The organism is Arthrobacter sp. NPDC057388, from assembly GCF_042668165.1.
Classification (GTDB): domain Bacteria; phylum Actinomycetota; class Actinomycetes; order Actinomycetales; family Micrococcaceae; genus Arthrobacter.
The window spans coordinates 1-22397 of sequence record NZ_JBHVBL010000018.1 but is presented as its reverse complement, the minus strand read 5'-3'; the positions used below and the strand labels follow the sequence as shown (position 1 = coordinate 22397).

Annotated in this window: 20 protein-coding genes and 1 tRNA gene; 11 read left to right on the top strand and 10 right to left on the bottom strand. The window is 66.6% G+C overall.

All coding sequences use genetic code 11. The features are described from left to right. Window positions 1-133 precede the first annotated feature (133 nt). Window positions 134-210 (top strand) — tRNA-Met (locus tag ACFUTU_RS10765). A 164-nt stretch (window positions 211-374) separates the two neighbouring features. Continuing rightward, window positions 375-1310 carry a cytochrome b/b6 domain-containing protein gene (locus tag ACFUTU_RS10760; protein ID WP_377964010.1) on the top strand — a complete coding sequence of 312 codons (936 nt, stop codon included), beginning with the start codon at window positions 375-377 and terminating at the stop codon, window positions 1308-1310. Window positions 1311-1347: 37 nt separating this feature from the next. On the opposite strand, the gene ACFUTU_RS10755 is transcribed toward ACFUTU_RS10760, so the two are convergent. From ACFUTU_RS10755 to ACFUTU_RS10745, 3 genes are all read right to left on the bottom strand, one after another. Next, the gene (locus ACFUTU_RS10755) at window positions 1348-2772 is read right to left on the bottom strand and encodes a cryptochrome/photolyase family protein (RefSeq protein WP_377964008.1); all 1425 of its coding nucleotides are present in this window, start codon (window positions 2770-2772) and stop codon (window positions 1348-1350) included. 102 nt (window positions 2773-2874) lie between these two features. Next, the gene (locus tag ACFUTU_RS10750; protein WP_377964006.1) at window positions 2875-3666 is read right to left on the bottom strand and encodes a PspA/IM30 family protein; all 792 of its coding nucleotides are present in this window, start codon (window positions 3664-3666) and stop codon (window positions 2875-2877) included. A 106-nt stretch (window positions 3667-3772) separates the two neighbouring features. Then, on the bottom strand, window positions 3773-5818 hold the full coding sequence (locus ACFUTU_RS10745) for a TPM domain-containing protein (protein WP_377964004.1): 2046 nt from the start codon (window positions 5816-5818) through the stop codon (window positions 3773-3775). A gap of 308 nt (window positions 5819-6126) precedes the next feature. On the opposite strand from ACFUTU_RS10745, the gene ACFUTU_RS10740 reads away from it, so the two are divergent. The 4 genes from ACFUTU_RS10740 (at window position 6127) to ACFUTU_RS10725 (ending at window position 10521) form a co-directional block, all read left to right on the top strand. After that, window positions 6127-7719 (top strand): trypsin-like peptidase domain-containing protein, encoded by a 1593-nt coding sequence (locus tag ACFUTU_RS10740; protein ID WP_377964002.1) that lies wholly within the window; start codon window positions 6127-6129, stop codon window positions 7717-7719. A gap of 249 nt (window positions 7720-7968) precedes the next feature. After that, window positions 7969-8769: an electron transfer flavoprotein subunit beta/FixA family protein gene (locus ACFUTU_RS10735; RefSeq protein WP_377964101.1), complete on the top strand. Its 801-nt coding sequence runs from the start codon at window positions 7969-7971 to the stop codon at window positions 8767-8769. 14 nt (window positions 8770-8783) lie between these two features. Further along, window positions 8784-9737 (top strand): electron transfer flavoprotein subunit alpha/FixB family protein, encoded by a 954-nt coding sequence (locus ACFUTU_RS10730; RefSeq protein WP_377964000.1) that lies wholly within the window; start codon window positions 8784-8786, stop codon window positions 9735-9737. Window positions 9738-9741: 4 nt separating this feature from the next. Then, window positions 9742-10521 carry a PIG-L deacetylase family protein gene (locus ACFUTU_RS10725; protein WP_377963998.1) on the top strand — a complete coding sequence of 260 codons (780 nt, stop codon included), beginning with the start codon at window positions 9742-9744 and terminating at the stop codon, window positions 10519-10521. 54 nt (window positions 10522-10575) lie between these two features. Here the strand turns inward: ACFUTU_RS10725 and ACFUTU_RS10720 are convergent, their stop codons facing one another. From ACFUTU_RS10720 to ACFUTU_RS10700, 5 genes are all read right to left on the bottom strand, one after another. Next, on the bottom strand, window positions 10576-11349 hold the full coding sequence (locus ACFUTU_RS10720; RefSeq protein WP_377963996.1) for a MerR family transcriptional regulator: 774 nt from the start codon (window positions 11347-11349) through the stop codon (window positions 10576-10578). 69 nt (window positions 11350-11418) lie between these two features. After that, the gene (locus ACFUTU_RS10715; RefSeq protein ID WP_377963994.1) at window positions 11419-12264 is read right to left on the bottom strand and encodes an anti-sigma factor domain-containing protein; all 846 of its coding nucleotides are present in this window, start codon (window positions 12262-12264) and stop codon (window positions 11419-11421) included. 2 nt (window positions 12265-12266) lie between these two features. Further along, entirely contained in the window at window positions 12267-12872 is a 606-nt protein-coding gene (locus ACFUTU_RS10710; protein ID WP_377963992.1) for a sigma-70 family RNA polymerase sigma factor, read from the bottom strand. A 215-nt stretch (window positions 12873-13087) separates the two neighbouring features. Then, window positions 13088-13555, bottom strand: coding sequence for a tRNA (cytidine(34)-2'-O)-methyltransferase (locus ACFUTU_RS10705; protein ID WP_377963990.1), 468 nt, complete (start codon window positions 13553-13555; stop codon window positions 13088-13090). A 72-nt stretch (window positions 13556-13627) separates the two neighbouring features. Further along, entirely contained in the window at window positions 13628-14572 is a 945-nt protein-coding gene (locus tag ACFUTU_RS10700) for a J domain-containing protein (protein ID WP_377963988.1), read from the bottom strand. Between the two features lie 149 nt (window positions 14573-14721). Between ACFUTU_RS10700 and ACFUTU_RS10695 the strand changes: the two genes are divergently transcribed. Then, window positions 14722-15417, top strand: coding sequence for a hypothetical protein (locus ACFUTU_RS10695; RefSeq protein WP_377963986.1), 696 nt, complete (start codon window positions 14722-14724; stop codon window positions 15415-15417). Here ACFUTU_RS10695 and ACFUTU_RS10690 read toward each other — a convergent pair. Continuing rightward, window positions 15387-15833, bottom strand: coding sequence for a DoxX family membrane protein (locus tag ACFUTU_RS10690; protein WP_377963984.1), 447 nt, complete (start codon window positions 15831-15833; stop codon window positions 15387-15389). The genes ACFUTU_RS10695 and ACFUTU_RS10690 overlap by 31 nt on opposite strands. 93 nt (window positions 15834-15926) lie before the next feature. Between ACFUTU_RS10690 and ACFUTU_RS10685 the strand changes: the two genes are divergently transcribed. Both ACFUTU_RS10685 and ACFUTU_RS10680 read left to right on the top strand, forming a co-directional pair. Next, the gene (locus ACFUTU_RS10685; protein WP_377963982.1) at window positions 15927-16616 is read left to right on the top strand and encodes a helix-turn-helix transcriptional regulator; all 690 of its coding nucleotides are present in this window, start codon (window positions 15927-15929) and stop codon (window positions 16614-16616) included. Between the two features lie 36 nt (window positions 16617-16652). Continuing rightward, entirely contained in the window at window positions 16653-17882 is a 1230-nt protein-coding gene (locus ACFUTU_RS10680) for a cysteine desulfurase family protein (protein ID WP_377963980.1), read from the top strand. A gap of 9 nt (window positions 17883-17891) precedes the next feature. On the opposite strand, the gene ACFUTU_RS10675 is transcribed toward ACFUTU_RS10680, so the two are convergent. After that, window positions 17892-19148, bottom strand: coding sequence for an NAD(P)/FAD-dependent oxidoreductase (locus tag ACFUTU_RS10675; protein ID WP_377963978.1), 1257 nt, complete (start codon window positions 19146-19148; stop codon window positions 17892-17894). Window positions 19149-19303: 155 nt separating this feature from the next. On the opposite strand from ACFUTU_RS10675, the gene mnmA reads away from it, so the two are divergent. Together mnmA and ACFUTU_RS10665 are read left to right on the top strand one after the other, a co-directional pair. Beyond that, window positions 19304-20443, top strand: coding sequence for a tRNA 2-thiouridine(34) synthase MnmA (gene mnmA / locus ACFUTU_RS10670; protein ID WP_377963976.1), 1140 nt, complete (start codon window positions 19304-19306; stop codon window positions 20441-20443). A gap of 266 nt (window positions 20444-20709) precedes the next feature. After that, window positions 20710-22344 carry an ABC transporter substrate-binding protein gene (locus tag ACFUTU_RS10665; RefSeq protein ID WP_377963974.1) on the top strand — a complete coding sequence of 545 codons (1635 nt, stop codon included), beginning with the start codon at window positions 20710-20712 and terminating at the stop codon, window positions 22342-22344. Window positions 22345-22397: the final 53 nt, after the last annotated feature.

Genomic DNA, 22397 nt, shown 5'->3' with positions numbered 1-22397 from the left:
CCCCGCATGGGAGGGCCGGCCTTTCCCGTAGAGGATGTGCGGGCGTCAGCCGCGCAGCCGGGATGCCGGAGACGCAGATCACGTCGTTTGGATTTGGCCTGCTGTTCACCGGCCGGTAGAGTAGTTCTTGCGACGCGGGGTGGAGCAGTTCGGTAGCTCGCTGGGCTCATAACCCAGAGGTCACAGGTTCAAATCCTGTCCCCGCAACCAGAAGGGAAGCCCTGGCCACGATGTGGTCGGGGCTTTCTGCATTACCGGAGCATTTGTTCATGTGCTCGGGGGACCTAGTATTCTCTATTCGCAGGGCCCGGAATTCCTGGCCGGCGCGCGGCGCCCACACTGGTCAGTCATTCTCGAGAGGAATGTGTAGTTCGATGTCCACAACGAAGAACAAGTCCGGTACTGCCAGGGGCAAGCGCACCAGGCTGTACTGGGCCGTGCCGGCAGCGCTCGTGGCCCTGGTGCTGGTGGTGCTCCTCGCAAAGTGGATCATCGGCCTGCCCGCCGTCCGCGACTTCATTGCGGACTACCCGGGGCATTCAGAGCTTCCTGCGGGTGCCCCCGTGGGCTTCCCGGCATGGCTTGCCTGGCAGCATTTCCTGAACGCGTTCTTCCTGCTGCTGATCATCCGCTCCGGCTACCAGGTGCGCAACACCACCCGCCCGGCAGGCTACTGGACCCGCAACAACAAGGGCCTCATCAAGACCAGGACGGCGCCCACGAAGATCAGCCTGGACCTCTGGTTCCACCTGACCCTGGATGTGCTGTGGATCCTCAACGGGCTCGTCTTCGTGATCCTGCTCTTCGCCACCGGACAGTGGACCCGGATCGTCCCCACGTCCTGGGATGTTTTCCCCAACGCGGTCTCGGCCGGCCTGCAGTACGCCTCGCTGAACTGGCCCACGGAGAACGGCTGGGTGAACTACAACGCCCTGCAGTTGCTGACCTACTTTGCCACGGTGTTCATCGCCGCGCCGCTGGCGTTCATCACGGGCCTGCGGATGTCCGCCGTGTGGCCCAAGAAGGCCGCCGGGCTGAACAAGGCCTTCCCGATCGAGACCGCCCGTGCCGTGCACTTCCCGGTGATGATCTACTTCGTGGCCTTCATCGTGGTGCACGTGTTCCTGGTGCTGGCCACGGGTGCGCTCCGCAACCTCAACCACATGTACGGCGGCAGTGACGACGTGAGCTGGGTAGGTTTCTGGTTCTTCCTGGCTTCGGTCGCCGTGATGGTCGCCGCCTGGTTCCTGGCCCGCCCGCTGTTCCTGCGCCCGATCGCATCCCTCATGGGCAAGGTCAGCAACCGCTGACCCGCTGGAACTGTTTATTGCCCGGCCGTCCTAAGGCTTAACCGTCCTTGAGCCGCTGGTACGTCTCCAGCGCCCGCTCCCGGGATTCCTGCAGGCCCACCAGCGGCTCCGGATAACCGGACGCCGCCTCCGGATTCCTCCATGGCTCGTGAACGGTCCGGTCATCCAGCTCCGCCAGTTCCGGCACGTAACTGCGGAGGTAGCTGCCCCCGGCGTCGAACTTCCTGCTCTGCGTCACCGGGTTGAAAATGCGGAAGTATGGCGACGCGTCCGCCCCTGAGCCCGCCACCCACTGCCAGTTGGCAGGGTTGTTCGCAGCGTCTGCGTCAACGAGGGTATCCCAGAACCAGGCCTCGCCAAGACGCCAGTCGGCAAGCATGTTCTTGACCAGGAACGATGCTGCAGCCATCCGGACCCTGTTGTGCATCCAGCCTGTCTGCCACAGCTGCCGCATGCCGGCATCCACCAGCGGGTACCCGGTGCGCCCCTGCTGCCATGCCTTCAGTTCGGCGTCCGACGGCGTTTGCCAGGCAAAGCGGTCGAACTCCGGGCGGTAGTTTTGCGTGGCCAGGTCCGGGTTCTCGTACAGCAGCTGCCAGCAGAATTCCCGCCACCCCAGCTCGCTCCGGAAAATCCCGACGTCGGCCGGTGCGTGCCGGGGGAAGCGTTCCCGGAGGGCGTGCCAGACGCGGAAGGGGCTGATTTCGCCGAAGCGGAGGTGCGGCGAGAGACGGCTCGTGCCTTCCACTCCCGGCAGGTCCCGGCCCCTGGCGTAGTCCTCCACGGGGCTGTCCAGGAATTCTTCCAGCCGTTCATGGGCGCCGTCTTCGCCAGGGGTCCACGTGGCGCCAAGGCCGCCGCTCCAGTCCGGGTGCCGGGGGAGGAGCCTCCAGCTGTCCAGGCGGTCGCCGGTTAGCGGCCGGCCGGAGGATCCGGCGGCGGGCCGGGGCAGTTTGCCGGGCGGATCCGCCGGAAGCCGCGGGTCTGCGCCGTCCAGGCAGGAACGCCAGAAGGGTGTGAAGACCTTGTACGGGCCGCCCGAGCCGGTGCGCACCGTCCACGGCTCAAACAGCAGGTTCGCCTGGAAGCTGGCGGCCTCGATGTCCTGGCCGGCAGCCCACTCCCTGATGCCGTCGTCGATGGTCCGCTCCGGTTGGCTGTAACGCCGGTTCCAGTACAGTCTCGAGGCGCCTGTCTCAGCGGCCAGGTCCTTGATGACCCGGGCGGCGGAACCGCGGCGCAGCAGCAGGCGTGATCCGTGCGCTTCAAGACCGGCGGCCAGGGCGGACAGGGAGTGGTGGAGCCACCACTTCGTGGCTGCCCCCAGCGGACGGATCCCAGGCGAGTCCTCATCGAGGATGTACACCACCGTCAGCGGATCCGGCAGCGTGGCCGCGGCAGCGAGGGCGGGGTTGTCGTCGAGGCGCAGGTCGTCCCGGAGCCAGACAATGGTGGAGGCCATGGTCACACGCTACACGTACGGAGGAGGCAGGGACCTGAGACGGCGGAGGCCGGGATCACGTGGATCCCGGCCTCCGCTGGTGGCGCCTGTTTCACTGCAGGGTTACAGCTTGTCGAAATCCGCCTCGTCCACGGTGGAGGACGATGCCGATGCAGTGCCCCCGGCCCCGATGGCGGGCTTGGCATTGCCCGACTTCAGCGCGGCAAGCCGGGCCTCGATCTCAGTCTGTTCGCCGAGGTCCTCCAGCTGGTTGAACTGGGCGTCGAGGCTCGAAGCGGCAAGCTCCTGCTGGCCGCGGACCTTGGCCTCTTCGCGCCGGATCTTTTCTTCGAAGCGGCCAACCTCGCTGGTGGGATCCAGGATGTCGATGCTGCGCAGGGCGTCGTGGACCTGGGACTGCGCGGCAGCCGTCTTGGAGCGGGCCACCAGCTCGTTCCGTTTGCTGGTCAGCTGGTTCAGCTTGTTCTTCATCTGGTCCAGGCCGGTCTTGAGACGGTCCACCACTTCACTCTGGGAAGCGATGTTGGGCTCGGCGGCGCGGGCTTCGTTCTCCGAGGAGATCTGGCGCTGCAGCGCCACCTTGGCCAGGTTGTCGAACTTCTGGGCGTCGGCCGCGTTGCCGGCGCTGCGGAATTCATCAGCTTTGCGGGAGGCTGCAAGGGCCTTGTTGCCCCAGTCCTGCGCGTTCTTGATGTCCTCGTTGTAGTCGTCCTGGAGCATGCGCAGGTTTCCGATGGTCTGGGCCACCGCGGACTCGGCTTCGGCAATGTTGTTGGTGTAGTCGCGGACCATCTGGTCCAGCATCTTCTGCGGGTCCTCGGCCTGGTCCAGCAAAGCGTTGATGTTTGCCTTCGCCAGCTGCGCCATGCGGCCGAAAATGGACTGCTTAACCATGGTGATACCTTTCGTCCTGCTCCGTGTGTGCCACTGAATTCAGTGAACAGTTGATGTACCGCTTTCACCCGCCTCCCCGGTGGGGGACCGGCGTTAGTCTTGCCGGCTAGAAGTCGCCTCCGCCGCCGAAGTCGCCTCCCCAATCGCCGCCGCCGGAGTCACCGCCGAAGCCTCCGCCGTCACCGCCCCAGCCTCCGCCGTCGCCGTGCCCGCCCCAGCCGCCGCCGCTGCCGCCGTTGAGGATGGAGTTGATGAGGATGCCGCCCAGGATGGCGCCGCCAAGACCGCCTCCTCCACCGCCGCCGAACATGCCGCCGCGGCCGTACCCCTGGTTCGCGTAACCGAAGCTGTCGACGTCGGACTGGGCCAACTGGGCTGCCTGAGCTGCGAGGGCATGGGCCTGCTGCGCGTAGGTCAGCGCGGTGACGGGGTCGTTGCGCGAGATGGACAGCGCGTAGTCCAGGTTCCGCTGGGCCTCGGCCAGGCGGGTCCGGGCTTCCGTGCCTACGCCGCCGCGGCGGGCCGTGATGTAATCCGATGTCGCGCTGATCTGGGCCTGGGCCGACATGATGGTCTGCTGCAGTGAAGCCTGCGCCCTGCGGGCCTGCTCCTGCTGGTCCCTGATCCCGCCCAGCGCCTGGTCGAGCGCCTGGTGCGCCGACTCAACCCGCTCCAGTGTGGCAATGGGGTCGATCCTGCCGCTCTGGATTTCGCTCTTCACCCGGGCGAGGGCCGCTTCGACGCCGGCCACGGGCCCCTCCAGCTCAGGGTGGGCGCCGGACTGGATCATGGCGCGCGCCTGGGCCAGATCCTGGGAGGTGTCCACCACAGCGGACTCCAGCCCCTGCCGGGCTGAATCCAGGTTCCCGGCCACTTTGGAGATCGCATCCAGCAGCACATTGGTCTGGTGCAGGCTTTCCTCCGACGCGCGGACGGCGACGGCGGCGAGGCTGCCTTCACCGGCAGCGAGCTTTTCGCGTGCTGTGGCACTGGCATTCTGCACGAAGGCCAGCCGCTCCTTTGCCTGGGTGATGTTGTCTGCAACCTGTGTGAGGGCAGTGTCGGCGTACTTGCCGCGGAGCTCGGCCAGCGTCTGGTCCGCCCGCGCGATCTTGGCGTCGGCCTCGGCGGCGCCTGCGTCCACTGCTGCAAGGGCCTGCGGCGCGTTCTTCTCAAGTTCGCGCAGGGAGTCGAAGTCTGCCTTCTGCTCCTGCAGTGAGGCGAGAGCGGCTTCCGACCTCCGGATGATTTCACCGAGCCAGCTGCGCTGCTGTTCCTCGGTGTCGGGGATGTGGTCGTCCAGCTGCTGCTGCAGCTTGAACGATTCTGACATGTGCGCCTTCGCCTCCTGGAGCGCCCTGGTGAAGTTGCCCACGGCGGCTTCCCCGTATTGCGCCTCGGCGAACCCAAGTTCCTGCTCGCTTGACTTGATGGCGTCGTCCGCCTCAATCAGCAGTGAACCGCTCTTCCTGCGGAGGTCTTCGATGCTCATGCCAGCGAGGGGATCGAGTTCGGCCCCCTGCGGCCCGTAGCTCGCACTGGATGCCTGGCCGGCCTTCTTGCGACGGTTGCGCAGGTAAAGATAGGTGCCGGCACCGCCGGCGGCCACGATGCCGGCGCCCACGAGAACAGCGGTGCCTGCACCGGCGCCCGAGGGTACGTTGCCGCTGCCGCCTCCGGCGGCATCGCCGACGGCGGCCGCTGTGTCAATGGCAGCCTGCGCGTAATCACCGTTTCGAAGCTGGGGGTCGACGGCGCTCCTCACAATCGTGTCGCGTTGAGCATTGGTGATTTTGCTGCTGGCGGGTTTGCTTAGCTGGTACTTTCGGGTCTCAGTGGCCACGCTCAGCAACATCGCATTAGAGCCGAGGTTGGCCTTCTTGGCGACGTCGGCCGCCCAGCTTGTCCCGTCCGTGGGATTTTCGAACTTCTTCACGTAGACGACGTATAGCGTCATGGCGTGATCGGTCCCGAGCTTTTTGATTGCCGCTTCGACGTCGGCCTTCTTGCCGCCCAGGACGCCAGCGGAATCAACGATCTTGGTGACAGGATCGAGCGTGACCGGATCTTCTGCCCAGGCTGCCGCAGCCGGAGCCGCCAGCATCCCCGTCAGGCCGATCACGGCGAGAACACGTTTCAACATTGACCGCATGGCAACCCTTCAGCACGCCGCGGCTGGTTCGGGACGAACAGCCGTCTCAGAATGCAGCAGCGCCCCCACGCCGGGTGTAAAGCCGCAGGTCGCTGTGGCAATCCTTCTTGATTCTATGGTGCACCAGAGGGACCGTCCACGGCGGGGAATATGCCACCAGCGAAAAGCGCTGAACACCGTGGCAGCGGTTCAGAACACTGGAAGAACCGCCTTCGCCGGAAGGCATTCAGGAACCTCCCAGCAAACGTCCGAATTAGTTTCAGTCCGATCGTCCATAGTTAATACAGACGCGGATGAAAGGAAGTCCAATGACTGAGCACCCAACACCGGGCGCAGCACCTGAGAACCGAGATCCTTCAGGGCGCCCTGTTGATCCGACCCTTCGGCCTGAGCCCGCAGAGGGTCTCGAGCCTCCTGCGCAGGCGGGTTCCGAGAACCCCACCGCGCGCCTGGAATCCGGCAGCAACCCCACCACTCCGCTGGAGCGGCTCACGCATCAGCCGCAGGAGCAGCGTTCCGGCGGCCCGCACCCCGTGTACCCGCAGCATGCCCCCTTCTACGGGCAGCAGCCGGCACATGCTTCCCAGCAGGCCGGTTCCCAGCCACAGCACAACAACCCTTACGCCCAGCACGGCAACCCGTACTCCCAGCACAGCAGTCATTCCGCCTTCCAGGACGACCGCAGCCAGCCCAAGCGCAAGGCGACGTTCGGCGTCGGAACGCTCGTGGCCAGCATCCTGGCCGCGGGCCTCGTGGGCGGGGGAGTGGCGACCGTCGGCTCCGGCAACCTGTTCGACGCCGGCGGCACGGCGCCGGCGGTGAGTTCCGGCAGCCAGCCCGGAACTGTAATCGTCAACAACCAGGATTCCGTCAACGAGATCACGGCCGCAGCCGTCAAAGCATCGCCGAGCGTCGTGACCATCAAGGCCACCAGCGGCAGTGATGGCGGTACGGGTTCCGGAATCATCCTCGACGCCGAGGGGCATATCCTTACCAACACCCATGTGGTCACGCTGGACGGCGCCACCGCGAACGCGAACATCCAAATCCGCACGAATGACGGCCGCGTGCTCAGCGCCAAGGTGGTCGGTACCGACCCGCTGTCCGACCTGGCCGTCATCAAGGTGGACAACCCGTCCGGCCTCACGCCCGCTGCCCTCGGTGACTCCAGCAAGCTGAACGTCGGGGATACCGCGGTAGCTATCGGTTCGCCGCTCGGCCTCACCGGCACGGTGACGGACGGCATCGTCTCCACGCTGAACAGGACCATCAGTGTCGCGTCTTCGGCTGCCCCGAAGGAAGGGACGGACAACTCCCAGGGCGGCGACCAGGGATTCGAATTCGCTCCTCCGGGCCAGGGGCAGGGCCAGAGCTCGGCTAACAAGGGTTCGATCTCCATCAACGTCATCCAGACCGATGCGGCCATCAACCCGGGAAACTCCGGCGGTGCCCTGGTCAACAGCAAGGGTGAAGTGATCGGCGTCAACGTCGCGATCGCCTCCGCCGGCGGCAGCTCCGCAGCCAGCGGAACAGGCAACATCGGCGTGGGCTTCAGCATCCCGATCAACCACGCAAAGCGCGTGGCGCAGGAAATCATCGACAACGGCAAGGCCACCCACGGCCAGCTGGGCGTGAGCGTCCAGGCGAAGTCGGAATCGGATGCCGGGTTCTCCACGGGAGCCGATGTGGCCTCGGTCGAGCCGGGCTCGGCGGCGGCCAAGGCCGGGATCAAGGTGGGCGACGTGGTGACGCGCTTCAATGACCTGGCCATCAGTGACCCGAACCAGCTGACGGCAGCCGTCCGCGAGCAGCCTTCCGGCTCCTCGGTGAAGATCACCGTCCTGCGCAATGGCCGCGAGCAGCAGCTGGACGTGACGCTGGGCGCCGCAGCCGAACAGTAAGCCGCCGAACTGTAAGCCGCCGAACAGTAAACCGCAGCAGAACGACGGCGGGCCGCACTCCTTGAGTTCCGGGAGACGGCCCGCCGTCATGCTGCCCGCCTTTGACACAGGCGTTAACGGGGCGTCATATGACGGGCCCAATATGGTTAGCTAGTTGCTACCCGTATCCCGGGCGTTCCACGGCCATGACCCCACCCGGCTGGCTATCCACAAGCACGGAAGGCTGCTGTAAATACAGTGGAAGAGACATTGAAGATCGTCGTCCTGGTCAAGCATGTGCCGGACGCCCAGTTCGACCGGCACCTCAGCGGCGAGGGCCACACCACAGACCGCGACGAAAGCATCCTGTCCGAACTGGACGAGTACGCCCTGGAAGCCGCGCTGCAGCTCGCCGAAGCCCGGGGCGGTGCCAAAGCCGGCAACAAGGTGATCGCTTTGAGCATGGGACCTGCCGGTGCCGTGAACTCGATCAAGAAGTCCCTGCAGATCGGCGCCACCGAGGGTGTGCACCTCACCGACGCAGCTCTTGCCGGTTCGGATGCGGCTGCCACTTCCCTGGCGCTCGCAGCAGCCGTCCGCCACCTCGGCGCGGACACCCCCGTGGACCTGGTGCTGACCGGCATGGCTTCCACCGACGGCGAGACTTCCCTGGTGCCGGCCCAGCTCGCCGAGCGTCTGGGGCTCCCGCAGGTCACCTTCGCCTCCTCCCTCGACGTCGACGGCGGCCGGGTCACCGCCCGCCGTGACGCGGACACCCACTCGGAAACGGTTGAGGCTTCCCTGCCCGCCGTGGTCTCCGTGACGGACCAGATCAACGAACCGCGCTACCCCAACTTCAAGGGCATCATCGCGGCCAAGCGCAAGAGCATCACCACCCTTTCCCTGGCCGACATCGGAGTGGATTCCTCCCAGGTCGGCCACGCCGGCTCCTGGACGCGCGTGACCGCTGCCGAGGAACGCCCGCCGCGCACTGCCGGCACCATCATCACGGACGAGGGCGACGCCGGCATCAAGCTCGTTGACTTCCTGGCCGCCCAGAAGCTGCTCTAAGAGGACTCCACAACATGGCAAACGTACTGGTATTCATTGACAACCCCGGGCAGGCTCTCAAGAAGAGCAGCCTGGAACTCCTCACCATCGCCCGGTCCCTCGGGGAGACTGCCGTGGCGGTCAACGGCGAACTGTCCGATGACGTCGCCGGCACCCTGGGCGCCTACGGTGCGGCCAGCATCTTCCGCCCCTCGTCCACCGACCTCGACGATTACCTCGTCGCGCCGAAGGCCGCCTTCCTGGCTGCCGTTGCGGACAAGTCCGGTGCCACCACCGTTCTCCTCGAGAACTCACCCGAGGGCAAGGAAATCGCGGCCCGGCTCGGCATCCGCCTGAGCGCCGGCGTCATCACCGACGTCGTGGCCGTGGACGCCGACGGCACCGCCCACAAGTCTGTCCTGGCCGGTTCCTACACCACGACGGCGAAGGCCACCACCCCGGTCACCGTGCTGTCCGTGAAGGCAAACACCGTGGACCCCGAACCCGCGGCGGCACCCGGCGTGCCTGAAACCGTGACCGTTGACGCCCCTGCCGACGCAACGGCTGCGGCCGCCCGCATCACCTCCCGGGAACAGAAGGTTGCCAGCGGCCGCCCGGACCTCACAGATGCCCGCATCGTGGTGGCAGGCGGACGCGGACTCGACGGCGACTTCGGTCCCGTGGAGGAACTGGCGGATGCACTGGGTGCAGCGGTCGGTGCCTCCCGCGCGGCAACCGACGCCGGCTGGATCAGCCACGACGCACAGGTCGGCCAGACCGGCAAGACCGTCTCGCCGCAGCTGTACATTTCCGCAGGCATCTCCGGCGCCATCCAGCAGAAGGCCGGCATGCAGACCGCCAAGGTGATCGTCGCCGTAAACAAGGACGCCGAGTCGCCCGTGTTTGAAATCGCGGACTTCGGCATCGTCGGTGACCTCTTCCAGGTGCTGCCGCAGGCAACCGAAGAAATCAAGAAGCGCAAGGGCTGAATCCTTGAGCGCAAACGCTGCACCAGCGCAGAGCCCGTTCAATCCGGAACAGCACCGGATTGAGCGGGTGCTCTGTTTCTCAGCCCACCCCGACGACATCGATTTCGGCGCCGCCGGCACCATCGCCGCGTGGACGAAGGCCGGCGTCGAAGTCAGCTACTGCATCATGACCGACGGCGATGCCGGCGGCTTCGACCCCGCCCAGCGCGCCGAAATCATCGCGCTCAGGGCGGCCGAGCAGGAACGTGCCGCCGCCCTCGTCGGCGTCAAGGACATCCATTACCTGCACCAGCGGGACGGGTACCTTGAACCGAACCACGAGGTGATGCGCGGAGTGGTGAAGCTGATCCGCGAAGTCCGGCCCGACGTCGTGCTTTCCATGCATCCGGAACGCAACTGGAAACGCATCCAGAAGAGCCATCCGGACCACCTGGCCGTGGGGGAGGCGGTGACCTGCGCCATCTACCCGGCCGTGGAAAACCCCTTCGCGTACCCGGATCTCGCCGAGGCCGGCCTCGAGGCCTACAAGGTTCCGTGGCTGTGGTTCTTTGCCGGGCCCGAGGAGCGGGAGAACCACTACGTGGACGTCACGGAGCACGTGGAGAGCAAGCTTGAGGCGATCCACGTCCACGTCAGCCAGCACCCGGACACCGAAGCCATGGAAGCCAGGGTGCGCCGCGGCATGCGCGAGTATGCCGAACGTGCCGGCCTGCCCGAGGGACGGAGCGCCGAGGCGTTCCACGTTGTCATGGTGAACGGCCCCGGGACCATCGCCGGTTTCTAGCCCCTGTGCTTGGCCTGCGGCAGGGCGTGTGCTTGGCCTGCGGCAGGGCCTGCCCTAGCCTGCGGCAGAACCCAGCCGCGACGCCGCGTAGACCTTGATCCCCTCCAGCAGGTAGGGAGCGAGGCCTGCGCGGCTCTTGTCGTAGAAGGCAGTGAAGCGCGGATCCTCGACGTACATCCGCCCCAGGCCCACGTAGCTGTCCGCATCCGGTGTCCAGCTGACGCAGACCCAGCGGTAATGGCGTTCGACGGCGGCCTGCACGCGGGCGTCGTCCGCCGGCAGGCCGGCGTCGAGGCAGCGGGCCAGTTCCTCGTTGATCGCCCCCGCCTCGGCCATAAAGGCCTGCTTGTCGTCAGGGCTCAGCGCGGCGTGCCGGGCCTTGCTTTCCTCGACAGCACTGTCGCCCCAGCGCTGGCGTGCCTCCTCCTCGTAGGGGTTGGTGTCAAAGTCCTTGAAAATCTCCTCGCCTGACATGGCGTCTCCTTGCTGCAGTGCCGATATGGTTGCCCCCACGGTCCTGGCCATCCGGTCCAGGCGGTCGCGCTCGGCCAGCAGCCACGTCCGGTGGACGCTCAGCGCATCCACCTGGTCCGCCTGGCCGTCCAGCACCTGGCCGATGGTCTCCAGCCCCAGGCCAAGTTCGCGCAGAAGCAGGATCCGCTGAAGGCGCAGCAGCTCAGGCTGCGTGTAGTAGCGGTAGCCGTTGTGCGCGGTATAGGCAGGCGGCAGCAACCCCACCTGGTCGTAGTGCCGGAGGGTCCTGGACGAGACCCTGCTCAGCTTCGCCAGTTCGGCGATGGACCAGCTCCGGAGTTCTTCCTGCTTCATGCCTCCAGCGTAGAAGTTGACGCAACGTCAAGGTCAAGCGCCGGTTGTCAGCGGCCCCGGCGCCGGAACTCAGGTGGTCAGCGGGGCGGCAGCCACTGTTGGCAGGCTGGGCGTAGCGGATCCGCCGGCCGGCTCCACCGTGATGCCAAGCGACGCAGCGGAGCCGATGCCCTTGACCAGGGCAGGCTTGGACAGGGCTTCGGCGTCCATCAGGCCCTCGGAGACCGGCGCGGAGCCGTCCTTGGGAATCAGCCACATCTGGTACACCTTGCCCGCGGGCGGCGGCGGCACATCCTTCATCCGCACCACCAGCGCGTCGTGCGACGGCGAGATCGAGACGGTGGCGGTGCCTCCGCCGGCCACATTGACAGTGGCCTGCCGGGCATCCTGCGCCTCGATGACCTGCCGGAACGGATCGTTCTGGTTGGCCACGTAAGCCCCGATCCCCACACCGCCGAGCGCGATCACGGCAGCAGCCGCAACACCGATGAGCCAGTTACGGAGCCCGGCCGTCCGGCGTCGGACTTCACGGCGCTGCCGGGCAGCGGAAAGTTCATCAGCGGCAGGCTCCTCCGCCGCCGCAGTGGCAACGGGTGTCGTGACCGGCACCGCCACCGGGGCAGGAAGCTGCGCGACGATCCGGGCGAACAGGTCAGCGGACGGATCCTCCTCGGCCGTGAAGGACATGGCCAGGGTTTCCCTGGCCTGGCGGACGCGCTCGTTGAAGGATGCACGTTCCGCCTCGGGCGCGCCGCTGATGTAGGAATCGATGGCTTCCCGCTCCGCGTCTGTGACGGCATCAAGAGCGTAAATTTCCGCGAGTTCCACGGCCCGGCCGGCGGCAAGGTCGGTGGGGATATCGGCGGCAAATGCCCTGGGCAGCTGGCGCCCCCGGGAATCATTCGAATCGGTCATGGTCAGCTCACCCCCAGGCAGGTCTTGAGTCGGATCAGTCCGTCGCGGATGCGGGACTTGATGGTTGGAATGGCCGCGTTGAGTTTTTCTGCCACCTCGCGATAGGTGAGGCCGCCGTAGTAGGCGAGCCGCACTGATTCCTGCTGCGTTTCGGTCAGGGTCTCCAGGCAACGCACCACGGCTTCGGCCTCGAGCCGGCCGTCCACCTCGTCCTGCACCGAGTCATGGTCGATGTCCTGGCTGATGGCACCATACCGGGCCTCGCGTTCGCTGGCGGACTGTGCGGACCGGACCTTGTCTACGGCCCGGCGGTGCGAGATGGTCATGAGCCATGCCAGTGGACTTCCGGTCGCGGGGTCGAACCTGGCCGCGTTTTGCCAGACCTGCAGGAAGACCTCCTGGACGGTGTCCTCGCTCAGCTCCGGGTCGATGAGCACCCGGCGCGCCATGCCGAACACCCGCCGCGACGTGAGCCCGTAGAACTCGGCGAAGGACGCCTGGTCACCTTGGGCAATCCGCTCCAGCAGCTGGGCCAGCTGCTGGTTAAGGTCGACGGCGGTACCGGGCGGTGCGGTGGCGTCAAACTTGGGCGCGTTGGGAGTTTCCATCACTCTCAAGCATAGGTTGCCGGCCGGCGGACGCGGCACACCGGTGCCGGCCACGGCAGCATCGTGCCGGGCAAAACGGAAAGCCGTGTTGCCCTGACCTAGTGTGCCCACCTGCCGCTCCTTACACCCTCTGGATTGCACGTGCCCCAATCGTGCTCAGGAGGGATTCGGTACGGGACGCCCCTTGGATGGGTGGCCCTGTGGACGGGCTGGGGTCAAAGCTGTGCGCCGGTGAATCCCTGCTGCCGCCAGGCCTCGTAGACCGCGATGGATGCCGCATTTGCCAGGTTCAGTGACCGCAGCGACGGCAGCATGGGCAGGCGGACCCGGGACGTGACGTGCGGATCGCGCTTCAGGTGGTCCGGCAGGCCCACCGACTCCGGGCCGAACATGAGCACATCACCTGGCCGGTACGCGATGTCGGTGTAGGACACCTCACCGTCGGATGTGAACGCGAAGACGCGCTCCGGCTGCAGGGCCTGCCACGCGGCCTCGATGTTGGCGTGGACAGTCACGACTGCAAGGTCGTGGTAATCCAGTCCGGCGCGGCGGAGCTTGGCGTCGGAGAAGTCGAAGCCCAACGGCTCCACGAGGTGGAGTTCGGCGCCGGTAATGGCGGCGAGGCGGATGGCGTTGCCCGTATTTCCGGGAATTTCAGGCGTGTGGAAGAGGATGCGGAACACGTTTCCATCCTAGCGTCGGCGTTGCGGGCGCTCTCCGTGCGGCGCTGAGTGCGCGGCTTCGGAGACGGGAATTCAGTGCATGCCCCGGAGCAGCCGCGCGAGCACCGGAACATTCACGGTGTTCGGTGCCGGGCCGGAGGAGAGGAAATCCTTGAGCCCGCGGGCCAGGCCGGCGGCATTCACCACCTGGACAATCTCGGATCCGCCGCGGGAGCGGCGGTGGCGGTCGATGACGGGCTCGTGGAGGTTTCCGTCGGGGCTGTGGACCACCGTCCACCCGGTCACGTTGAGCTCGGGAAAGATATCCTGCATCCGTCTGACAACCTGGGCCAGCTGCGGCGGGGCGATCGACCTGCCGCCGTGGTTCAGCGTGTTGCCGTCCCAGGCGTACGCCCCCTTGGGCAGCAGCATGGAGCCGACCAGCGCCAGCCGGTAGCCGGAGAGCAGGGCATGGTCGATGTGGCTGTTGTCTGCCGGGGACTGCAGCCCGTTGATCAGTCGCGCGGCCGGAATCGCCGGCAGGACTTGCCTGCTGATCAGCTGGACGGTGCGCAGCTCCCGTTGGATCCGGGCTTCGGCACCGAAGATGCCCCGCTTCCTGGGCATGCCGTGGACCTGCTGGCTCGCCAGCTCCAGCGGGACGAGCGGAACGGCCCCCGGCGTGTCGAAGGGCGGCACGTAGACAGGCGCATCCCCGGCAGTGTTCCGCGGCGTTCCCGGTTTGTGGATCGTCGCGGAGGCGTGGCTGCCGGCAGCGGGGGCATCGAAGTGCGCCTCATCGCTGTCCGGGCGGTTCCGGCGGGGGCCGGCCGCATAGGAGCGGTCATAGGCGGCGCGGCGCCGGGGGTCGATGAGCGTTTCATAGGCGAGGGTCACCTGCCGGAACATGGCGGCGTCGCCTCCGTGGTCGGGGTGCGAAGCGCGGGCAGCCTTGCGGTAGGCCACCTTGATTTCCCTCTCCGTAGCGGTCACGGCCACGCGGAGCACTTCGTAGTGGGAACTGCTGCCCTGGGTCAAGCATGGTCCTTCGGTCGTTGTTGCCGGAATGCCTGCCCGGCCCGGTGTGCCAAGCATATAAGCCGGTCTTGACGGTCTTGACGGAACAACGACTGCGGCAGGGCTGCCGGTTCCCGACGCCGGGAGGCAGGACCACTAGACTTTTCGGAATGGGAGTTGTGACAGGCTGCGGCGGCGGGCGCGGCGCATTCGCGGTGGTGGCGGCCGTTGCATTCGTCGCATCCCTTGCGGGTTGCAGCGTCGGGGTGCCGGATCCGGCTGCGCCCAGCAATCCGCCGGTCACGAGCGGACCGGCCACGCCCACCATCACCCCGGGCCACGACGCCGGCGCCGTGGCCGCGCGGGATATGCCGTTTTCGGCAGGGCCCACCCTGGCACGCGGAGTTCCCGTTGGGTTGTCGGAAGACCTGGCCGAAGCGCCGCACTGGAAGCAGGTGGTCAGCAACGCCGGCGGCGCCAGCCGGTACCGGAAATCGGATGGCTGCCAGGCGGCGGCCGAGGTGCGCCAGAACCAGTGGCCCCTGGTGGCGGCTGATGACAGGGAGTCGACGGCTGCGCTGTTTGCCTATCTGGATTCCACGATCCTGCCCGGTTATTTGAAGCCGGCCTCGCTGCGCTGGGGAGGTGAACGCGGGAAGCCCGGCCCGGCGGTGGAAGTCCTGGCTCTGGAGCGGGCCGCCAATCCCTCGGGCCAAAGGGCCGGCAGGGCCATCACCGTGATGGCCCGGGTATTCGGTATGGCCGGCTCGTCCGTCTTTGTCTCAGTGTCCTGCCCGACGGCGGCGGCGCTCGCCGCCGCCCGGGCAGATGTTGCTCAGTGGCTCGCGGTGGTTCCGCCCAGCTGACGGACCGCCGATGGGGTGGCCAGGCGGTTGAGTGCCAGCGCACCCACGAAGAGCCCGAAGTCGCGGAGGGCGACGTCGAAGAAAGAGCCCAGGATCAGCAGGTTCACGATGATCCCGATGAGCCAGGCGGCCACTACCAGGGAGCCGATCCGCGGCCGGAGGGCCACCAGGATTCCGGCGACTATTTCGATGACGCCGACGGCGTACATCACGGTCTGGGCCGGCAGGTTCAAGGTATCGGGAACTATCGGTGCGAGGTAGCCGGTCCAGTCGGTCAGAAGATTGGTGAACTTGTCCAGGCCGAACAGGACAGGGGCCACGGTGAACACCGTGCGCAGGAGCAGGAAGGCCTGGCGGGCGGTATCCGAAGCGGGCGCCTGCGCGTGTGCTGACTCTTTCACTGCTGTGGTCTTCATGATGAAGCCTCCTTCTAAAAGTGGATAGCTTGATTTTAGAACTCCCGCTCCTTCTTTAGCAACAGATCTTGATTTTAGAGTTACGCTGGTTTCATGAGCCGCACAGCTGAAAACCGCGAATCCGGGACTGCTCTTTCGTGGACCGGCCGCCTCGCCGCCCTGGCTTCGCTGGGTGACGCCGGAAGGCGCCGCCTGTTTGAGTACGTCGCGGGGCAGCCGGCTGCGGTGGGCCGGGACGACGCGGCGGCCGCGCTGGACATGCCGCGGTCCACAGCGTCCTTCCATCTGGACAGGCTGGTCCGCGACGGGCTGCTCGCCGTCGAGTTCCGGAAGCTCGGCGGAAAGGCAGGGCCGGGCTCGGGCCGGCCGGCGAAGCTGTACCGTCCGGCGCTGGATGAAGTGGGGGCATCGGTTCCGGACCGCAGTTATGACCTGGCCGGCGAACTGATGGCCACGGCGATTGAATCCTCCATGAATGCCGGGGGCGGGGTCGGCGAGGCACTGGCCGAGGCCTCCTACTCACGGGGCCGCGCCCTGGCAAGCGACGGCGCATCCCTGGATGAGGTACTGGGCGGCGTCGGCTACATGCCGGAACGGGACGCCGAGGGCGGAATCATCCTTATGAACTGTCCGTTCCACCGGCTCGCCGACGCCCACACCGAGGTGGTGTGTGCCATGAACGGGGCGTTTCTCAGCGGTGCCGCCGCGGCCTGCGGGGTGCCGGAGGGCAAGGTGGAGGAGGACCGGACCGTCGGCCGCTGCTGCGCCAGGATCAGGGCTTGAGGACACCGGAAATCCAGCGGCGTCTAGAATTTAAGCGTGCCTGTTTACCTGGACCATGCCGCCACCACCCCCATCTCCGCGGACGCCCTGGCTGCGCTGACACGCGAGTTGTCCCGGACCGGGAACCCCTCGTCACTTCACGGTTCCGGCCGCCGGGCCAGGCGCTCTGTGGAGGATGCCCGGGAAACCCTGGCCGCCGCGGCAGGCGCACATCCCTCGGAGATTATCTTCACCTCGGGCGGCACTGAGGCAGACAACCTGGCCGTCAAGGGCCTGTACTGGTCCCGGCTGGCAGAAGACCCGCGCCGACGGCGGATCCTGTGCTCCGCCGTCGAGCACCATGCAGTGCTGGACACTGTGGAGTGGCTGGAACGCCACGAAGGGGCGGAAATTTCATGGCTGCCCGTCGATCACGAGGGCGTGCTGGACCTCGACGCGCTGCAGGCGGAACTGCTGCGTGAGCCCGAGTCGATTGCCCTGGTGACGGTCATGTGGGCCAACAACGAGGTGGGCAGCATCCAGCCAGTCCGCCGGATTGTTGAGCTCGCGCACGCCGCAGGGGTCCCGGTGCATTCCGACGCTGTCCAGGCCTTTGGCTCCGTCCCGGTCGATTTCCGCGCCAGCGGGCTGGATGCCATGTCCGTCTCCGGCCACAAGATCGGCGGCCCGGTAGGCGTCGGCGCCCTCGTTCTGGGGCGGGCAGTGAAGCTGACGCCGGTGCAGCATGGCGGCGGCCAGGAACGCGACGTCCGCTCCGGAACCCTGGACACGGCATCCATAGCTGCCTTCGCGGCCGCTGCTGACTCCGCCGCGAAAAATCTCGGGGTGGAGGCTGCACGGATTTCAAGGCTGCGGGACCGGCTCATTGAGGGTGTCCGCCACGCGGTTCCGGCGGCGGTGCTGCGCGGTCCCGAGGGCGCCGGGCGGCTGCCCGGCAACGCACATTTCACGTTCCCCGGGTGCGAGGGCGACTCCCTGCTGTTCCTCCTGGACCTCGCGGGCGTTGAATCGTCCACCGGCTCGGCCTGCACCGCGGGCGTTCCGCGCCCGTCGCACGTCCTTCTCGCCATGGGCCTGGACGAGGAGACGGCGCGCGGTGCGCAGCGCTTTACGCTCGGGCATCCGTCGACCGAATCGGACGTGGACGCACTCCTCGCGGCCCTGCCCGGTGCCTATGAGCGGGCGCGGCAGGCCGGGATGGCCGGGCATGAATCGTCCATCCAGACGGCTGCAACGGTCGCCCGCCAGGGGCAGGGCACCAGCTGAGTCAGGGCATCAGCTGAATTCCGACAGCAGCCGGTCGAAAGGCACGGATTCATCGGCAAGCTGCTCCGCCGGCACCGCCGTCCGGGCGGAGACCAGGGCCTTGATGGTCTTCTGGGCGCCCGGCTTGGCGGACCTGGGCCAGTTGACGTTCATGCCGGCCACCACACGCCCCTCCTGCTGCCAAAATGCCACGAACTCCTTACTCTCCAGCGAGCCGCGGATCACCGGAGCCGACTTCGCCGCCAGGGAGGGAAAGCCCGAGTACTCCATGCTGACGTCGAACTGGTCCGTATAGAAGTAGGGCACCACGTCCAGGACGGCATCCTGGCCGAGCATCGCCTTGGCCGCCACCTTGCCCCCGTTGAGTGCGTTGGACCAGTGTTCACTGCGGTGGTGCTCACCGGTGAATGGATGCAGGGCGTTGGCGGCGTCCCCGGCCGCGAAAACATCCGGCGCGCTGGTGCGCAAAGAGGCGTCCGTGAGGATACCGTTGCTGACCTCCAGCCCGGCCGCGGCGGCCAGGGAAGTTTCCGGAACCACTCCCACGGCGATGACCACGATGTCCGCAGGCAGGTGCTCGCCGGTGTCGGTCACCACGGCCGTTGCCTTCCCGCTTTCCCCGGTGATTTCCCTGGCGGCGGCGGGCAGCCGGAAGCGGACGCCGTTGTCCTCGTGCAGCGTGCGGAAGAAGCTGCCAAGGTCCGGGCCGATGGCGGTGGCGAGCGGAATGTCCTCAAGCCCGAGCAGGGTGACCCGGTTGCCGTAGGTGCTTGCCGCCGCGGCCAGTTCCATGCCGATCCAGCCGCTGCCGATGAGCACAACGTTCCGGCCGCCGGAAGCCAGCTGTTCCCGCAGCCGGCGGCTGTCCTCGATTGTCCGGAAGGTACTGACGCCATCAAGCTCGGCCCCGGGGACCGGAAGCCTCCGGGGTGATGCCCCCGGTGCCAGCAACAGCGCCCCGTAGCTTTGGACTGCCCCGTCCGCGAACCGGACGGAGTGTGCTGCCGGATCAACGGATGCCACCGGGTTGCCCAGCAGGAGGCCCACATTGTTGTCGGCATACCAGCCCTCCGGAGCCACCTCGACGGCGTCCTCCCCGGCTTTGCCCAGCAGGTATTCCTTGGACAGCGGTGGCCGCAGATAGGGATGGTGCTGCTCGGTTCCCGCGATGGTGATCTTCCCGGCGTACCCTTCGGCACGAAGGGTGCGGGCCGCCGTCGCACCGGCCAGCCCGGCGCCGGCAATGACAATGCTTTCAGGGGTCATGGCGCAACTCGATTCGCCCGGCAGGCCAATGGCCTGCGTTCTAAAAACGGTACTCGTGACTTTAGAAGGGCGGGCAGGGGCCGTCAAGGGAATTTAGGCCGTGAATCCGGCGGGCAGTAGAATAGTTCGGCAACCCGTGTCAACAGAAAGCCATAATGCGAGTTCTAGCAGCCATGAGCGGCGGGGTTGACTCCGCCGTCGCAGCCGCCCGCGCCGTCGAGGCGGGGCACGACGTCGTCGGCGTCCACCTCGCGCTGTCGAGGATGCCGGGCACCCTGCGCACCGGCAGCAGGGGCTGCTGCACCATCGAAGATTCACGCGACGCCTGGCGGGCCTGCGACGTCCTGGGGATCCCCTACTACGTATGGGATTTCTCGGAGCGGTTCAAGGAGGATGTGGTCCAGGACTTCATCGACGAATACGCTGCCGGCCGCACCCCGAACCCCTGCATGCGCTGCAACGAGCGCATCAAGTTCGCCGCCCTGCTTGAGAAGGCCATCGCCCTCGGGTTCGACGCCGTGTGCACGGGCCACTACGCCAAGGTCATCGAGGATGCGGACGGAAACCGCGAACTGCACCGCGCCGCCGACTGGGCCAAGGACCAGAGCTACGTCCTGGGCGTGCTTACCCATGAACAGCTGAAGCATTCCATGTTCCCGCTCGCGGACACCCCCTCCAAGGCGGAAGTGCGCGCGGAAGCCGAGCGGCGGGGGCTGTCCGTGGCCAACAAGCCGGACAGCCATGACATCTGCTTTATCCCGGATGGCGATACCGCAGGCTGGCTCGCCGAAAAGATCGAGATGACCACCGGCGACATCGTTGATGAGACCGGGGCCAAAGTGGGCGAACACGGCGGTGCCAACGCCTTTACCGTCGGCCAGCGGCGCGGGCTGAAGCTGGGCCGGCCGGCGGCGGACGGCAAGCCTCGGTTTGTGCTGGAGATCCGGCCGAAGGAAAACAAGGTGGTGGTGGGGCCCGAGGCCCTGCTGGCCATCGACGAGATCCGCGGCATCAAGGTTTCCTGGGCCGGCCTGCCCATCGGCGAGGTCAGCTCCGGTGCCGACTTTGACTGCCACGCGCAGGTCCGGGCGCACGGTGACCCGGTTCCTGCGAGCGCACGCATCGAGCGGGTTGCCGACGACGCCGGCATCGAGCGGGACAGCCTGGTGGTGACTTTGAAGGATCCGCTGCGCGGCGTTTCGCCCGGCCAGACCGTGGTGCTGTACCAGGGGAGCAGGGTCCTTGGCCAGGCCACCATCGACGCCGCGCGGTCCCTGCAGCGGGCCGAGCTCTAAGCGGCGGTACTTTCCAGTCGTGCTCCGGTTTCCGGAGCAGCAACGGCCGGCGGACTCGTTCCGCCGGCCGTTTTTCTTGCCTCTTCGCGGTTTCCGACCGTTCGGTCAGCATTGCACGCGCCCTTCTGGTAAATTTTGTGTCTCAACTCACACGATGCAATGTTTCACCGGGCAACCATCTGGTTGAATCAGAGGCATCAGCGGGCTGCCCGCACACGAGTCAGACCGGGCACCCCGCGCGTACTCATCGAACAGAAAGTTCACAGATGGCAAAGAACAAGAGGGCCCTGCGGAGCACTATCGCGCTGGCAGGCGTTTCCGCTTTCGCACTCACAGCCTGCACCGGCCCGTCCGGAGGCGGTGGCACCTCCACCGGGGGCGCCGGCGGGGGCACCATCACCTACGGGACCACGGACAAGGTTGTCACCCTGGACCCCGCCGGCTCCTACGACGCCGGATCCTTCATGGTGATGAACCAGGTCTACCCCTTCCTCATGAACTCCAAGCCGGGGAGCGCGGACTCTGTTCCGGACATCGCGGAATCGGCATCCTTCACCACGCCCACCGAGTACACCGTCAAGCTCAAGCCGGGGCTCAAGTTCGCCAACGGCCACGCCCTGACCTCCTCCGACGTGAAGTTCTCGATCGACCGCGTGGTCAAGATCGCCGACCCCAACGGCCCGGCGGCGCTGCTGTCGAACCTGAAGTCCGTGGAGGCCAAGGACGACTCCACCGTGGTCTTCACGCTCAAGGCCGGCAATGACCAGGTCTTCCCCGGCGTCCTGGCCGCCAACTCCGGTCCGATTGTTGACGAGGAGGTCTTCCCGGCAGACAAGATCCTCAGCGACGACGAGATCGTCAAGGGCAAGCCGTTCGCCGGGCCGTACACGATTGAGAGCTACAAGAAGAACGAGCTTGTCAGCCTCAAGGCCAACCCGGACTACCAGGGGCTCCTGGGCAAGCCCGCCAATGACGGCGCCAACATCAAGTACTACGCCGACTCCAACAACCTGAAGCTGGACATCCAGCAGGGCAACATCGACGTCGCCGGCCGCAGCCTGACGGCCACCGACGCCGCCGACCTGGAGAAGGACTCCAAGGTCAAGGTGCACAAGGGCCCCGGCGGTGAACTCCGCTACATCGTGTTCAACTTTGACACCATGCCGTTCGGTGCCAAGACGGCCGACGCCGATGCCAAGAAGGCGCTCGCCGTACGCCAGGCCATGGCCAACGTCGTGGACCGCGAGGCGATCGCCACCCAGGTCTACAAGGGCACTTACCTGCCTGCTTACTCCGTTGTTCCCGACGGCTTCAACGGCGCCATCCAGCCGCTGAAGGAAATGTACGGCGACGGCAACGGCAAGCCCAGCCTGGACAAGGCAAAGAAGGCCTTCGCTGACGCCGGCATCACCGGCACCGTCAACATCAAGCTGCAGTACAACGCCGACCACTACGGCAAGTCCTCCGGCGACGAGTACGCCATGATCAAGGAACAGCTGGAGAAGTCGGGCCTGTTCAAGGTGGACCTCCAGTCCACCGAATGGGTCACCTATAACAAGGCCCGGACAGCCGACGCCTACCCGGTCTACCAGCTCGGCTGGTTCCCGGACTATTCCGACGCCGACAACTACCTCACGCCGTTCTTCATCCCCGGCAACTTCCTGAAGAACCACTACGAAAACTCCGCCGTCACCGAGCTGGTGACCAAGCAGCTCACCACGGTGGACAAGGCCGAACGCGAGAAGGTGCTGGGTGACGCCCAGACGGCCGTCGCCAAGGACCTCTCCACCCTGCCGCTGCTGCAGGGCGCGCAGCTCATGGTTGCGGGGGCAGACGTCAAGGGCGTGGACCAGACCCTGGACGCGTCGTTCAAGACCCGCCTCGGAGTGATCTCGAAGTAGGGCCCCACCCCATCAGGTCCTGACCAGCCAGGGAGGCGGGACGCCTTCCGGGC